The organism is Sulfurimonas sp. NW9 (assembly GCF_051132275.1).
In the GTDB taxonomy this organism is placed as follows: Bacteria; Campylobacterota; Campylobacteria; order Campylobacterales; family Sulfurimonadaceae; genus Sulfurimonas; species Sulfurimonas hydrogeniphila.
On the sequence record NZ_CP093236.1, the window covers coordinates 1,175,323 to 1,191,549 of the forward strand.

Here is a 16,227-nt window from a genome sequence, read left to right on the forward strand (position 1 = left end):
AAGATGAAAAATAAATTTACTTTTGGCATGGGTGATTTACATTCTTATATTACCGACAATTTAAAAATGAAAAAAAGCGGAGAGACCCTAGAAAAATTAAAAAACAAAAAAGAGAAAGAGGATAAAAAAAATGCCGACGAGGATAAACTTGAGAACCTAACATCTCTCAACACTCAGGCTAAAAATATAGAAAAAAACATCACAAAAAAGACAACATTGGTTCTTATCACTATTCCATTGGTAATCTTTTTTGGCGTAGTTTTTTATAAAACGTACAAAATGTTACAAAAAGACTCTATTCGCATGTCTGCTGTAGAAGATAATAATACGACAAAAATGGGATTAGCAGTCGATACAACATTCCAGTGGAGAGTATTAAAAGACCAGGAGATGAAAGGATTAAAAAAGGATGTTAATGAGTTAAAAACATCTTTGCAGGCTGATATGAATAAAACAGTGACTCTCGTTGAGGAAAAACTGCAAAAAAACACACTTTCAATCACTAAAGAGCTGCAGTCAATGAAAAAAGATTTTTCAAAAACAAAAGATGAAATCATAAACAGGCTTAATATGACCACGCAGCAGCAAAACATGTTGCAGAAAAAAATAAACAGTCAAAAAAAGGATATTTTAGAAATTGTTAAAAAAACTAAATATGTAAACACCGGTGCCAAAAACGGAATCAATCTGCCAGATTTACCGCCTTTGAAGAAAGATTTTACGCACACAAGCTCAAAGGCAAAATCAGCAGTTTTATATAGCAATCAAAAAAAAGAAGATGATGATATTTATGAAGATGCATTTGTGGAAGTAAACAGCGATACGATGGATTATGAGACACAAGAATTCAGTGAATCGACTAAGGATATTAACAATACAGTTGCTATGCCGAGTTTTACACTTATGCCTGGTTTCACAAAAGGATTACTTATTAATGGTGGAGAAATGCCAATCCTTACAGAAGGAGATGATGCTTCCGAAGCGGTACCTATTTATATTCGCATTAACGGGGATGAATTAATTGCCAACGATGCATCTGTCAATATAGACGGCTGTATTATTCTTGCAACAGCCAAAGGCAGTTTAAGTAAAAGGGCTGCAGAGCTTCGTCTTTCTAAAATTTCATGCAACATTACTGATTTGGATGGTAGCAGCTATAAAATTGATCAAAAAATCGCAGGATGGGTGTTTGATGAGAACGGAAATTATGGAATTAAAGGGCGATTGGTTTCAAGAGAAAAAGAAATCATTAAGGCCGGTTTACCTTTGGCAATTGTTGAGAGTATGATTCAATCTCTCTCTATGGCTATTGGCAACTCTAATACAAATGTTGTCATTCCAGTTGGAGATAATCCGGCAGCCGTGAATTCTCAATATATGAGCGGCGGGCTTATTCAAGGCGCAGGCAGAGGAACAAGCGAAGTTTTGAAAAAATTCTCTGATTACTATATGAAAATGCTCAATAGTCTGAATCCAACTATATCTATCAGAGCTGGAAGAAAAGTAACAATAGCCTTCAAAGGTGGAGAAAAGCTTCAACTTAGCAAATATGAGCCAATTGATATGGAGTATTTTAGTGAAAAGGACATAGAGGATGAATAAATTACATATTGCAATAACCACCGCTATATTGACACTAAGTTTTAGCGGCTGTTCATGGATTGGTGTTGGGAAAAATGAAACGTATTGTGCGGAGCACAGTTGCGATTATTCTGATGCGGGAGTATGCGGCAACAGCTATGACGTATATAAAAACTGGAGAGAAGTTCAAAAAAAAGCATATGGAAATTATTCGTGTGCAGCAGAAGGAAATGATAATGAGTAAGAGTTTAAGCAGCATATTGCTAGCCGGTGCAATGATTATCGGCATAAGTGGTTGTAGTTCAAAAGAGAGCGTAAAGCCGAAGCCGAAAACAACAATAGTCAAGTTAAAGCGTCCAAAAGCTTACACATTCAATTATATTCCAATAATAGGCACGCAAACACCAGATGACAAGGTGATTGTAGATATGGGAGTTGTTTTACGCGTGTGGGTTAACAGCTATAAAAACAGAAGTAATACTCTAGTAAGTAGTCATGACCTGTATATTTGGGCAAAAAAACCTGATTTTATTGCAGGCAATGTCTTACCTGCAAAATCAAGAGGATTATTAACTCCTCAGCATAAGATGCCTTTTATGCTGTCCGACAATAGTGTTGACAGAAGCAATTTTAAAGACAATAAAAATATTCGCAATTTTGTCAATTCTGTTTACAAGCAAAAGACAACACCGGTTGCAGCAAAAGAGAATCTACACAAGGCTTCCAAAAATGATATTGCAATTAAAAACTTTATAAAAAAAATAACAAACAAAAAGGAGAACAAAAAGAATGAAAAATAAAATTTTAATAGGCGGTTTAATCATCTTGTCGCTAACCGGTAATGTTTTTGCATCTAGCGAAGATGCAACATTGACAGACATCAAAGAGAGTCTTGTCTATCTTATTGAAAAAAATGATGCTTTGGATAAAAAACTTAATCTTACCAATGGTTCTATGGATGCATCCAAAAAAGAGACAACAAACAATGCTGAAGCTATCAAAAAAAATACTGAAGCCATAGAAAAAATAAAGCAAACTCTTCTTGTGATGCAGGAAAAAATGGATGCCATAGAGAAAAAGATACCTGTATTTGAAAAAACCACCATATCACCCGACAAGTATGATGAAGTCATCAAAAACTTTATTCAAAAAAACACAAAGGGTAAGTAATGACTAAACTCTGTTTAAACAATGTTAAAACAATGAATGTTTTTATTTATATGTTTAACAATTGTTTAAACAATGTTAAAAGTGTAATCAATGCTAAAACAATGTTAAAACAATCATTAAACAATGTTTTAGCATTTAGCATTGTTAAAACTATTGCTAAACAATGTTTAAAGAGTGATTATTTTCTTTTTAAACATTGTTTATTATCTGATTAAAAAAGGAAATTTATTTATGAGAGCGTTATTTGTACTTTTAGTAATATTTATTCTTCCTAGTGTGGCGTTTGCTTCGAACTTTGAAGACCTTACTGGCATCTATGTTCATGGAGACATTGGTTTTATAAAGATGATTATGACTGCTGTACAAAAAGCGGTCACATCCTCAGAATATATCGACCTGGTATATATTGCATCATTTATAGCAGTGATAATGATAGGAATTGAGCTGTGGTATAAAAAAGATTTTATGCAAATAGCGAAATCAGCGGCTGTTCCTTTAACTATTGTCGGATTTTTACATTATACGACAGATGTGCATATTGAAGATGTTCGAATTGTACAAAATATTACCCCTGGAACAAGCACCTATTCTGTAGGCACGGTACCCTCTTTACTTGGTGCCATGTATGGTGCTTCGAGTGCATTTGAACTTGTTGGAACAAATCTTGTTGATGATGCTCTAAATTCCGTAAACGGAACACAAGAGTTTTCAACATCAAAAATTGGTTTTGCGGTGGGGCTTACCAAATTATCTAAAATAATTGAAATTGCATCTGATCAAAATTTTCTGGATAGAAACGAAACAACTTTTGATTTTTCACAATCCTTAAAAACATACGCACTTGAGTGTGTCTTACCCACTGCAACAAGCAATACGATATATAAAATAAAAAGTCCAGATCGTGATTTAATTGATATCATTGACCCAAATGCTCTTGGACTAACAAACAATGACACTCTTGCAGACGGAACGACATGTAGTGATTATTACAACAACAACTTAAAGAATAAAGAATCTGATGTTGCCGATATTCTCAGTGGTCAAGTTGCTAAACAGCTTAATGTGGATTTAGGCAACTTGGCCAATGGACTTAATCAAGTTGGAAGCATATATGTTCAATCCAGCCAGCTTGCAGCAGATGCCTTGGGGATGCAAAAGGGATTTATTGTCAATGCTGCTATGATAGCACCAATTAATGCTGCCATCACCCAAAACAACAACAATCTGCAAACCGGTGTTGACTACGCAAATGCTATTACTGCACAATCTGCAATCCAACAGATTCAAATGGGCGGTGTGGGTGTAGGAAAATGGTTTGCCACTATTGCACCTTATATCTTCCACATTTTAAAAGGCGTGATTTATTTTTACGGAATTTTTGTTCCTGTAATTGCAATCATGTTAGGTTCCGATAAAGGCTCCAAATATATTCTTAGTTACTTTATGAGCCTTATCGGGTTTGCTGCAGTTGGTATCGGTATGGCTGTTTCTAGTGATATAGTGACCTATTTTGCGAGCAAGCATTTTACAGATTTTGTTGCTTCTGTCGGGTGTATTCCAAGTTCCATATCTGCATTGAAACAGTATTATTTGGATATGGCCACCTATACCGGTGTTGCAGGATTTTTGGGTGCTACTATTGCCATGATTGCACCTGGTTTGATTTTAAAAGGGCAAGCAAGCGCTGCAATGTCAGCTATGACATCACTCTCTTCTGCTTATAAGAGCGGTCCTGATGCAGCAATGGATGTTGACACAACAACCAAAGCGAAAGAAGCTGCATATGATAAAGAGATGGAAGAAGTCGCAAAACAAAAACTTGGTAAAGCCGGTTTCTCTCTTAGCGATGCTCCTAGTGGAGTGAGTGCCGGTGATTGGTATCAAAGACTTCAAGACCAGGCATCACGTGCAAATGCAGCCATGGGTGCCCTTAACCAAAGAGACAATATTACGGATGCAGCAGTTGCAGACAGATACAGAACTGAACAAAAGATTGGTTCTGATTTAGGTTTTACAGGTGCAATGCAGTCCGCTGGAGGTGGTAATGTTGCTTTTAGAGGCGGTCAAATTGAAGGTGCAGTGCAAGCGGCCAATGTTGAAGCAGAAAGTGCCAATTATGACAAAATGGGTTCTATTCATTCAGGTGCAGCAAAACAGGCTTCTAAAAAGTTGAATTCTATGGCTGCTTATGGAGACAATATTTCCACACCTGATGCGAACTATGCCGGTACATTAGAGGGAATTAAATCTGCTCATTCAGACATTGGAAATGTGAAAGCTGTCAAGAATGATGTTAATGGAATGAAGCATTTCAAAGAAGGTGCAGAGATGTCTGCAAGAATGCAAACCAACAAAATGATGGGTGTCGGTATGTATTTTGATGGAAAAAGTGATGAGCAGATAAAAGCAGATATGAGTGATATTAAGCGTGTTGGAGCTATGGGTGTTGCCGGTGAGATTGCTAAAGGGGATGCGTTTCAAAAAGGTGTCTACAAAGGCAACCTTAAAAAATATCAAAAAGATATTAAAACCGGTGAAGAAGAAAAATTAACTGGAATGCATGAGCATTCAAGCAATCTACGAAAAAACTATGGAAGAGATTTGAATGGAAAATTTAAAGATAAAACACTTGCTCAGTCAATTAGCAATGAAATAGAAGATATCGACAATCAAAAAGCAAAATTAGGCGCACATACTGCAAAAAATGCAAAAATCATGAAGGCGCTTGATGAAAAGAAAGCAAGTCTGCAAACAGCACTACATGATGCCAAAAAAGGTTTAACTCTTGGCGATGTAAACAGTTTGAGTGATCAAAGCAAACAGCAATCATTAATGGGACAGGCTCTTGGAATTCAAGCAAATAATAAAAGCGGTATTAATTATGCGCAAAATGCAATGTACGGGGAGATGTCAAAACAACAATCAACTGCCGCTAAAATAAAAACACAGGGTGGTGTTGAGAAAGCAGTTAGTTCTGATGTTGCAGAAGCATCACTAAAAGCAAAAATGCAACAAATGGGTACACAAGGAAGTATATCTGAATATCTTCAGAGCAAAGCAGGTGGAGGCTACTCACCAGAAGTTGCCGACAAAATGGCAAAAGCTATCATGGAAGGTGGTAAAGGTGCTGCTGAATTTATGAAACAGGCTATATCTGGTGCTGGGGGTTTGGCTTTTTCTCAGGCTGCTGCTAAGACCGGAAAAGATATAACAACAGTGCAAACGCTTAACGATAAATTTAAAAACGGTGGCTATGTAGGTTTTGAAAAACATAGTGCCGCTGTTGCAGCCGCAGGAGCAGCTAAAAAACTAATGGTATCTGAGAACTTCGGACAAGAAAAAGCAGATGCCTATATTAAAAGAGTTGTTGGAAAATCAACAGGGGCTGATGCCAAAGAAAAAAGAAAACAGGCAATAGAAGATTTATATACTTCAGGATTGACAGATAAAAATGGAAAATCATTATCCGGACTGAATGCAGCAATCGCACAAGAAGAAGCAACAGCTGGAACAATGAATAGAGATACAAGAATGATGATAGGTAAAAATCGTGTCAATTTTTCAACAAATGCAAATACAGGAGAAACTATTGCCAATGTTGATGGTTCTACGGACAATAAACAAGGAGATCATGATGAAACGAACAACTCTAGTTCTCTTGCTCAATTCCAAAACAGAGATATAGCCAGAACTATATTAAAAGCTGCGCATAAAGGAAAAGAACCAACAGATAAAGAAATTGATTCTCTTGCGGGTAGTGAACAATTTATGTCTTTAGTGTCTAAAGGTAACTACGGAAAAGCATTAGCTGCCGATGGGGTATACAATATATTAAAAGGCATGAATTTGCTTCCTAAAAATATGAATAAAGATGAATTTCATACCGCTCTTGATGGAGCATTATTAGCAGCCTCTCCTGTAGCCGCAACTGCTATAGGGATGGCAGGAGAAAAGGCTTTGAATGCCGGACAGGGCAAAAGGGTATTTACTGAGGACTACGATACGGGTAAGCTCGATAAAGAGGGAAATCCAATTATAAAACATGCTGGGGATGAATTTAATTTAAAAGATTTTCCAAAAGAAGATAGAAAAGCAGTGAAAGCAGCCTCACGAGTACAGGATACTCGTGTTACTAAGATGGGGAAAGGTGCTTGGGATGGATTGAAAAGTGGATTTGGTAAAACTTCTGAATATTTATCTGATAGACTTATGTTTGGCGATACTTCTTCTAACCCCACTAATAATCCCGGCGATAGCTCCACCAATAGCGGAGACAATCAATATAACAGTAACACCGATGAAAAAGTTAGTGATAAACCACATGATAATTCCTTTAATTCAGATAATTCAAGTATAACAAATAACCAAGAAAAGGTCAATACTGCTCAAAACAATTTGGATTCGGTGAATAAAGATATCAAAAGAGTGGAGGATGCTAAGCCTGTTCAGTTGGCTAAAGAACGTTTAAAAGATGTGATTGGGGAACATATTCAAAAAGCGTCTAAGGGTTCAGATGAGATGAGAAAACTTAGAGAGTTGAAAGCAAATCTCAACAGTGGCGGTAAAATTGATTTAACTGATTTTGAAGATGCCGGTATCGGTTTGGATGAATTGCACAAAAATGATATTCAGACACCGGAAAAAGTCATAAAAGACAAAAAAACTGGAAAAACTAAAAGGTTTAAAACCATGGATTTAGTTAGCTCTGGCGAAGATATAAAACATGACAGACTAGAGGACTTAAAAGGAGATAAGTTTAATGCTGAATACGATTTAAGTGAGGCTGAAAAAGGTTTAGAGAAAGCCAAAGCTACCAGTACTGGCAAAGTTAATACTGAAAGTGGCGGAAGAACTTCTGCCTACCAAGATTATCTGGATAGTATAGCAAAAAATGGCAAAAACATCAACAAGGATATGAAGAGAACTGAAAAACTAGCCAATATAGCAGAGCATGTAAAAAATGGTGCTGAAGGAGTTATATTAGGGGAGGTAATGAATATTTCGCCTAAACAAGCGATAGATGAAAAATCCTATAGATTAGCTAATGCTTACGCAGGTATTAACAATGCTATCAATGGTATTTTTGATGTAGGCTTAGGTGCTGTTGCTCAGACAGCAAACCATCTAGATAAAATCAATCCTTTTGGAAATCCTTTTAATGAACTCTCAAAAGACAGCTTTGGCGTTGGGTTATCACAAGTAGCTACCAGTTTAGTAACGCAAGGATTTAACGACCTTGGAAATGTCCCTAGTAATGCGGCTGGCATATTTAGTGGTTCCCATAATGTAGCAGGATACAATAATCATCTCAATAACGGTGTTGCAGGAGAAACAATTGTAGCTCCACCAGCTGCCACACTAGGACAAGCCCTAACCCAGCAAATAACACAAAGTGCAGCAGTAAACACTCAAGCACTTGCAACAAACCCTGCAAACACAGTCATTCAAACCGTAGGCGGTCAAAAAGCAATCACAACAAACGGTGGCAGGCTTACTATTGGCGGCGTTGGAACACAAGTACCTGCGCAAGAGTATATGCAAGCTATGCAAAACCCTCAAATGAGAGAGCAGTTCTCTCAGATGTTGGCACAAAGCGATTTAAGTGGATATGGAATGAATGGCATAGGTGCAAATACAATGCAAGGGCTTTTGCAAAATCTTGGAGGCAATGCATCAATACTTGAGCAAGGTACTTCATTAGAACAACTACAAGCTCTTCATGGAGGTGGTGATGTATCTGGTGGAAATGATCAGATTGAAGAGATGATGAAAACCAACAGGATTAACAATATGAGTGATCAAGTTGAGGAAGTAATAGATATTGTAGAAGATTTAAGAGGAGATGATTAGGATGAAAAATATTCAAGCTGTTTCAGGGAGACAAGGGAGCAAAACTCCCCCGACTATGTCAATTCAACATAGGTGCGAAAATGCACATAAGCAGTATTGTGAACACAAGCTTATTCATAACATCTCCCTTAATTGGTATCTTGGAGGGCAAAAAAAAAGGTTAAGGCTCATGACTTCCTTAACCTTTGTAAAGCTTTTTACCGCTCCGTTGATACCAATAAGATTGTGTTCACAGATGCAATTATATCATAAAATGGAAAAAATATATAAACTGCTAAATCGGGCATCAGCAAAAGGTATCAGACATCATTCCTTGAGTGATACAGCAAGAGTTTTAGGGAGACAAGGGAGTAAAACTCCCCTGACTATGTTAATTCAACATAGGTGCAAAAATGCACATAAGCGCAATTGTGAAGATCAGCTTATTCATAACGTCTCCCTTGATTTGATCTTGGAGGGCAAAAAAAAAGGTCGCAATGGGGATCAATCCATCGCAACCTTAGATTTGCCGCTCCATAAATCAAATCAAGCGATCTTCACAAGCGTAATTATATCACAAAAGAAAAAGGATGTAAATTACTAAGTTAAAAATTGAAAGGAGTTATTTAATTTTTTAAGTATTTAGCCTTTGCTAAGTATTTAAAAAATCAAATAGTGTTTATTTGGTTTTGTTCTTTGAATTATTATTATGAAAAAAATATCTAACCATTGTTTAAATACATAGTAATGAGTAGGCATTGTTTAGACTTAGGATTAACATTGTTTAAATACATAGTAATGAGTAAGCATTGTTTAACCATTGTTTAGACTTAGTTTTGGCATTGTTTAAATATTTACCAATATCTAACCATTGTTTAAATACATAGTATTGAGTAGACATTGTTTTGGCATTGTTTAGACTGTATTTAAACAATGGTTTGGCTTAGTTTAAATATCTTTTTCATAATAATAATTCAAAGAACAAAACCAAATAAACACTACTTGATTCAAACACAATATCTATAAGGAGTATTACATTGAGATATACAGATGCAATTAATATAGAACAAACACTTTTATCATCGCTTGTCTCCAATAAAGAGCTAATAGAAGATTGCTCTGAATTGGAAAGTTTAGATTTTATCCCTATCGCTCATCAAGAAATCTTTAAACTAATACGAAAAATGCATCAAAACAATTTACCAATGGATGAAGATGTAATCATAAAAGAGCTAAAAGGAAAGTATGAAGATGAACTCCTTGTAGTCCTCTCAAAAAACCCTGCAAGTAATATAGAATATTATGTTGCACAGGTTAAAGAATACAAAGAAAAGAGGGAGCTCAAAAGACTGCTTGTTGAACTTGAAGAAGATTTGCAAGATGAAATACTTGATTTTGCTCAAATGAAACTAAAATTGCAAAATGCCTTTAGTGGCAAAAACTACAACTCCAAACGCCTTACTCCTACATCCTCAAAAGATATAGAAGCAAAAGCACCAGAGTTTTATTTAGAAGATAGCTGTCCTATACAAAAGTACGAAACAACTCTTTTTACATCATCCGGAGGTGTAGGAAAAAGTTTTACGCTCTTAAAACTCCTTTTAGAATTACAAAACAGCAATGTCAATTGTTTGGGATGGTTCAGTGAGGATAGTGCAAGCAACACAAAATATAGAATGGAAATACTAAAAGAGAAAAACAAGCATTTAAAAGATATAGAAATTGATATAATGGATAAAGCCTGTCGACCGCAGCCTTTTCTTCAAATTGGTAAAAACAGACAGCTAGAAGTTGCACAATTTTTCTATGAATTTAAAATGATTGCAAAACCTTATGATGTAATTCTGTTGGATCCTCTTGACTCTTTTATTGCAATTGATGAGAATTCCAACACAGAAGCCAGATATTTAATGAACCTCCTTAGCGAATGGCTTGAAGAAGAGAGAAAAACACTACTAATTATACATCATCACAACAAAGAAGGCGGTGCCAGAGGCGCAACTGCTTTTATTAATGCAGTTCGCATACATTATGAAGTTATTTCGGATAAAAAACAACCACAAAGCAGATTCATACAAACAAAGAAAGCAAATCACATACAAGATAAAAAAATGTATGAAATTGAAATGTTTCAACAAGAAAGCGAACCATTAAAAGCTGATGCTAGCACTGCACAAAAGAGTGACTTTGTGGCTATATCTAGTGATGGCACCGAAGTTAATTTAGATGATATAGAAGGCGCGAATGATTACATACTGCTTGATGATGAGATTGAGGTCACAAAAGAAGATGAAGCTATGTTTAAAGCACTTGAAGAGAGGTTTGGAATACATGTTGTCGAATAATACAAAAATAAATGAAAGTAACGAGGTTGAAATTATCAAATGTGAGAATCCGGAAGGTCACTTTGTGCAGTATCTTGAAAAGGATGAGTTTCTTAAAGCAATTAGCAAAGTAAATTTAACGACAAGTTCATTGCTTGAAAACTCTTTGCCTCTTTTTCTTCCATTAAAGAGAATAGAGTTAAGCAATATCTACAAAAAGTTCGTTAAAAATAATCAGATTTTAGAGATTAAAACTGATCTATTTGACAAAGTGGAGGTTCGTGGTCGCTTATTAGGGCAAAGACACAAGGATATTCTTGAAGTGTTACTGAATTATCCGAAAAACTTTTCAAGGCGTGAGCATAGTTTTCATGTAATTTTAACGGCTTATGATCTTAAGCGAAAGCTTCACAAGCAAAAAGATAAAAATCAAATAATCCAACAACTAAAAGAGCTATCGGAGTTTAGATTAAATGTCTATTCTACCAATGGAAGTGAACAGAAAATAGACTACAACTTCGGTTTTATTGATAGTGTATCCATTATAGATGAAAATCGCATAAAGGTTCGTTTTACACAGGAATACACCTACTTCTTAGCAGGAACTAAAGCACTGCAGCATAGAGACTATATAGATGATATTGTCAAAATTGACAGACTCTCTAGCAAATGGAGTAAAGAATTAGATTTAAAATCTCATAAAATTAACCCTGATTTTATAAAAGCTGTCGTTCGATTTATGATTAATAATGATGGTAAAAACAGTCAGATCAGAATTGATAATTTAATAGAAAAACTTAATCTAAAAGAGATGCTCAGCGAAAGCCAATTAAGTAATTATATAACCGATTTAAAGAGAGAAAATGTTCAGGAATATCTTCGTGAAAAATTTGGAATAAGCCTTACAAATAATGAACAAACACTTACATTTTCCTCACTGAAAGATAAGAAAAAATACCTAGTTAACGGAGATAAAGATGTTTAAGAAAAGTGCCGTTTTTCAATATAGTAGGGGCTATAAAAGTCTATCGAGGGGCTATAAAAGTCTATTTTTTATAATTAAAACCCCTAAAAATAGTCAATTTGATTTTCTTAAGTTTCCTGATAAAAATACTGTAAAAATTAGCAGGGGCTATAAAAGTCTATCGAGGGGCTATAAAAGTCTACAAAAGGGCTATAAAAGTTCACCAAGGGGCTATAAAAGTCTATTTGGCAATTTTATAGAAATAGGGGCTATAAAAGTCTATTCAGGAAACTTTAAGGGCTATAAAAGTCTATCGAGGGGCTATAAAAGTCTAATTAAAAATGTGAAGAGGGGCTATAAAAGTCTATCGAGGGGCTATAAAAGTCTATCGAGGGGCTATAAAAGTCTACAAAAGGGCTATAAAAGTCTAAAAAACACCCCTTCCTATACTACTCTTATACATAGTTTATACGCTATGTATAAGAGTAGTGTTAATAAAAATCAAATTTGGAAAGCAGTATGAACAAAATACTTTTAATAACATCGTTAATTTTTACATCTTATCTTTTTGCAAACAGTCACAATATTTCCAATGCAATGATACTGGCTAAAAAAGAGAACAAACCAATATTTTATATTGTGGCTAGTTCAGGATGTCCTCATTGCCATAAATATATTTCCGGTGCAGTTACGCAAAATATTAAAAAATTAAAAAAAGACTACATTCTTGCTACTTGCGATATTGGCAAAGGAGAACACGTCTACCCTACTCTTCCTTTTTCCGGAACAGTACCGACAACTTATTTTTTATTGCCTAATGCAAAATTAGCGACTGAACCAATTGTCGGAGAAGTTGACAAAGACTCATTAGCTGAAATGCTTCGTCAATTTTCAGATTACTATGCAAATAAATATCAAACTAAAAGGATTCAAAAATGAAAGCAGCATTGAAAAAAGCAACAGGAAAAGTGATAGATTTAACAAAAGAGTTCTTTTACCCAGAAGATTTGATGACAGATGTTGATAGTTTCAATCAAGAACAAATTAGCGCACTCAGTGACAAGAGAACCATCAGCAGACTTCTGTTTTATCGCAGCTATGTTGAAGAGACAGAAGATAATATCGGATATTATATTCAAGCAGACGGAAGAGTAGGCATTGTTTTTAGACTCTATCCACCACCATATCTTACAACTGACACAGAAAAAGATATTATCAACATGATCAACAGTGTTGTCCTTGATGATACCATTGTGAATTTTTCAACATATGCTTCTAAAGACGTACACAAGGTGCTTGATGAATTTGCAGAGATGCGAGCCAATTCGACACCAAATGTAAAAAATCCAGATGTTCTCAAAGAATACACAGCTGATTTAATGGAAAAATTTCAAAGCTGGACGACATCATCTATTGCAGGCAATGAGTCAGATATGCGCGTGAGAAACTTCGTACATACTCTTTCTGTTTTATTCCCATATGATACAGATGAATTTGTCATCAATCAACAGTACAACCAGCTCCTAGGTATGTTTAAAAGCTATCAAATAAGACCCTTTAAGCCCGATGAGTTTGTTCCTTATGTCAGAGAGATCATAAACCCTTCTCTGGATAAATACCCGCTCAGCAATGACTCAATAACTACGCTGAATAAGCAAATGACAAAAGACTCTTTTATTCGATTAAATGATAAAACCAAACTCTTGGAAATGCCGGACAACTGGAAAGCAAGAGTTTTAACAACTGATAAATACCCAAGAGAAGTCGATATATTCACCTTTCAAAATGTTTTTTTTAGTGTTATGGGAGACGATTTTCAATTAAATCTTCCTAATCCTTTTTTGCTTTCTTTGACAATAAGATTTAAAAATGTTGAACAGCAGAAAAAAGCCATCTTGAAAAAAGCACGCTGGAATCTTGGGCAACTTTCAGGGATGCCCCCTATGGTTTACAAAAAGAAACCTCAGATTAAAGAAAGAAGAGACGAAAATGAGGAAGTTATCCAGTATATTGAGCAATTAGGCGAGACACCACTTGAATCATTTTTCTCTTTAACTCTCTTTGAAAAAGACATGAATAAAATGGACCAATATACTGCCTTAATCAAAAAAAGCTTTGAGCAAATTCCTGGCAGATGGATACTTAAAGAGGAGAAGTTTCCTCAGATTGCATATCAAACTTTTCTAATGAGTTTAGCATTGCAATATTCGGAGATTATTCATAAAAATATTGATAAATTTGATAAAAATTTTAAATCAAACAATGCTCAAATAACTCCTTTGATAGGTGATTTTACAGGTAACGGAATGCCTAATCATCTGTATGTCGGCAGAACAGGACAGTTGATTCCTTTGGATATTTACAACTCAGACAATTACAATATTGTCGTTATTGGTCCGATGGGTTCTGGTAAGTCTGTTTGGACAAATGATTTCCTTGCAAAAGCGGTTAATGCCGGATGGTTTGTAAGAATGATAGATTTTGGTAGAAGTTACATTAAATTTGCTCAAACAATCGGTGGTCAATTTGTGGAATTTTCTCCTGAAAGCAATATTTGTATGAACTTTTTTACAGAAATCAATACCAAAATAGAAATACGAGATGGAAAAGAAGTTACATTAATTGCTGATGATGAGATTGAAATGCTTGTGCCTATTGTTGGATTTATGGCCGGAATGAACCTCCAGGACATCTACAAAGACACAACAGCATCCGGTTCTGAAAAAATGAATATGACAGTTTTATCTGTATTGATAGCAAATGCAATTAATCATGCTTTTAGAATAAAAGGCCGTGATGCCGGTATGCGAGAAGTAAGAGAAGCGCTTATTGATTTTAAAGAAAAGGCACTTGAAAAAGGCGAACAAAATATTGTGGACCAGCTCGTGCAAATAATCGTCACACTTGAGCCATACAGTCTTGAAAATGGCCAATATTTTAAATATTTTAATGGGGCCAGTAATTTGAACTTTGATAATAATTTCTTTATTCTTGAACTTGATGATATTTCAACAAGTCCTATTATGCCGGTTGTAGCAATGCTTTATCTTCAAAAAACAGCAAGAGAAGCTTTTATAGGCTACCAAAAAGATAAAAGTGCCAGAAGAATAGTAGGAGTGGATGAGGCATGGAAAGTTCTGGGCAATCCGTTGTTTGCGAAATTCTTAGAAGATTTTGCAAGAAGAATTAGAAAATATTTTGGAATACCAATGATTATCACTCAACAAGTTGATGAATTCTTTCAAAATCCACAGGCAGAAGCAATTTATAAAACAGCAGACTGGAAAATATTTTTGCCTCACTCGAAAGACGCTATTGATCAGGCAGTCGCAACCGGTAAAATTTCTTTGAGTGATTTTGATCTTTCTTTGTTTAAATCTTTAAAGTCCCGCTACCCGCATTATTCAGAGTTTTTTGTAAAACAAAAGAGATATGAATTTGTTGCGCTTTTAAAATTAACACCGTATGGTTACTGGCTTTCTACTTCCAATCCTAAAGACAGGGCCAAAACGGATGTTGTTATGAAGACATACGGACTTACTCTTCAGGATGCTATTATTTTTCAAGCCAAACAAATGGAAGGATATGCAGAAGAAGAGATTTTTGAATATTTGTCAAATCGCAATAAAAAAAGTTTAGACATAGATTGGGATAAATTTTTTAAAAAAGTGCTCAAAGACAACACAATAAAAACCAGGAAAGAGGCAATCATAAACTTAAATAAGAAATCAATAGAATTTTATGAAAACTTACCATCTTTAATGAATGGAAAAGTAGAATATTTTCCAAAAGATTTTATATACAAAGCAAAAGAGTTGAAGTATTTTTTTAAAATCAAGCAGCTATTTATTATGAATATTTTTCAAGAAGGGTATCTGGACGCTATTCCAAACTCAATCAATATTTCGTTGGATGGAATAAGAAATAAGAAATTTAATGTTTTTCTTTTTGAGTTTTTTAAAAAATTTAAAGAGCGAAAATTCTTTTTGGAAATGAAGCTTGATTATAGTGATGATGGGATACGGGAGGTTATTGAATTTGTTAAAAAAGTTCAAAAACTTGATGCTAATGTTGAAGTTGTTTTTGACAACATGAAGTTTGATAACATCAATTTGTCTTCACTTATAAACTTTAAGCCGGAGTATATCAAGATGACTATTGACGAATTAAGGGCTAATCAGGATAAAAAAGAGTTTATAGACATCATATTTATTCTTGAGGAGCATTTTAATATTAAGACAATTATCACATTTGTTGAAACTGAAGATGATTTGATGCTTGTAAAGAAAATTGGACTTTCTCATGTTCAAGGGTATTATATAGCTGACAATTTAAACCAATTAGTAATCTAAGGGGCAC

At 34.9% G+C, this 16,227-nt stretch carries 10 protein-coding genes; all 10 read left to right on the forward strand.

Features of this window, described 5'->3' with window-relative positions; genetic code table 11:
• Positions 1–3: 3 nt before the first annotated feature.
• The 10 genes from MLC44_RS06790 (at position 4) to MLC44_RS06835 (ending at position 16,220) form a co-directional block, all read left to right on the forward strand.
• Positions 4–1,602 carry a TraB/VirB10 family protein gene (locus MLC44_RS06790; RefSeq protein WP_152182872.1) on the forward strand — a complete coding sequence of 533 codons (1,599 nt, stop codon included), beginning with the start codon at positions 4–6 and terminating at the stop codon, positions 1,600–1,602.
• A complete protein-coding gene (locus tag MLC44_RS06795) occupies positions 1,595–1,825 on the forward strand; it encodes a hypothetical protein (protein WP_152182871.1) in 231 nt (76 codons plus the stop codon). Before MLC44_RS06790 ends, MLC44_RS06795 begins: the two co-directional genes overlap by 8 nt.
• A complete protein-coding gene (locus tag MLC44_RS06800) occupies positions 1,818–2,381 on the forward strand; it encodes a hypothetical protein (RefSeq protein ID WP_152182870.1) in 564 nt (187 codons plus the stop codon). The genes MLC44_RS06795 and MLC44_RS06800 overlap by 8 nt, the downstream gene beginning before the upstream one ends.
• A complete protein-coding gene (locus MLC44_RS06805; protein ID WP_152182869.1) occupies positions 2,371–2,751 on the forward strand; it encodes a hypothetical protein in 381 nt (126 codons plus the stop codon). The genes MLC44_RS06800 and MLC44_RS06805 overlap by 11 nt, the downstream gene beginning before the upstream one ends.
• A gap of 174 nt (positions 2,752–2,925) precedes the next feature.
• The gene (locus MLC44_RS06810) at positions 2,926–8,601 is read left to right on the forward strand and encodes a conjugal transfer protein TraG N-terminal domain-containing protein (protein ID WP_434656606.1); all 5,676 of its coding nucleotides are present in this window, start codon (positions 2,926–2,928) and stop codon (positions 8,599–8,601) included.
• A gap of 1 nt (position 8,602) precedes the next feature.
• The gene (locus MLC44_RS06815; RefSeq protein ID WP_152184837.1) at positions 8,603–9,184 is read left to right on the forward strand and encodes a hypothetical protein; all 582 of its coding nucleotides are present in this window, start codon (positions 8,603–8,605) and stop codon (positions 9,182–9,184) included.
• Positions 9,185–9,617: 433 nt separating this feature from the next.
• A complete protein-coding gene (locus tag MLC44_RS06820) occupies positions 9,618–10,925 on the forward strand; it encodes a DnaB-like helicase N-terminal domain-containing protein (RefSeq protein WP_152184838.1) in 1,308 nt (435 codons plus the stop codon).
• Between the two features lie 64 nt (positions 10,926–10,989).
• Positions 10,990–11,889, forward strand: a complete 900-nt coding sequence (locus tag MLC44_RS06825; RefSeq protein WP_434656610.1) for a hypothetical protein — start codon at positions 10,990–10,992, stop codon at positions 11,887–11,889.
• A gap of 498 nt (positions 11,890–12,387) precedes the next feature.
• Complete coding sequence (locus MLC44_RS06830) at positions 12,388–12,807, forward strand: hypothetical protein (RefSeq protein WP_152184840.1); 420 nt, start codon at positions 12,388–12,390, stop codon at positions 12,805–12,807.
• Positions 12,804–16,220 carry an EAL domain-containing protein gene (locus MLC44_RS06835; protein WP_434656613.1) on the forward strand — a complete coding sequence of 1,139 codons (3,417 nt, stop codon included), beginning with the start codon at positions 12,804–12,806 and terminating at the stop codon, positions 16,218–16,220. Before MLC44_RS06830 ends, MLC44_RS06835 begins: the two co-directional genes overlap by 4 nt.
• Positions 16,221–16,227 lie beyond the last annotated feature (7 nt).

Bases quoted from the DNA above. Each gene is read 5' to 3' on its own strand.
- MLC44_RS06790 (WP_152182872.1), top strand. From the start codon at position 4: ATGAAAAATAAATTTACTTTTGGCATGGGTGATTTACATTCTTATATT.
- MLC44_RS06815 (WP_152184837.1), top strand. From the start codon at position 8,603: ATGAAAAATATTCAAGCTGTTTCAGGGAGACAAGGGAGCAAAACTCCC.
- MLC44_RS06805 (WP_152182869.1), top strand. From the start codon at position 2,371: ATGAAAAATAAAATTTTAATAGGCGGTTTAATCATCTTGTCGCTAACC.
- MLC44_RS06830 (WP_152184840.1), top strand. From the start codon at position 12,388: ATGAACAAAATACTTTTAATAACATCGTTAATTTTTACATCTTATCTT.
- MLC44_RS06800 (WP_152182870.1), top strand. From the start codon at position 1,818: ATGAGTAAGAGTTTAAGCAGCATATTGCTAGCCGGTGCAATGATTATC.
- MLC44_RS06835 (WP_434656613.1), top strand. From the start codon at position 12,804: ATGAAAGCAGCATTGAAAAAAGCAACAGGAAAAGTGATAGATTTAACA.
- MLC44_RS06795 (WP_152182871.1), top strand. From the start codon at position 1,595: ATGAATAAATTACATATTGCAATAACCACCGCTATATTGACACTAAGT.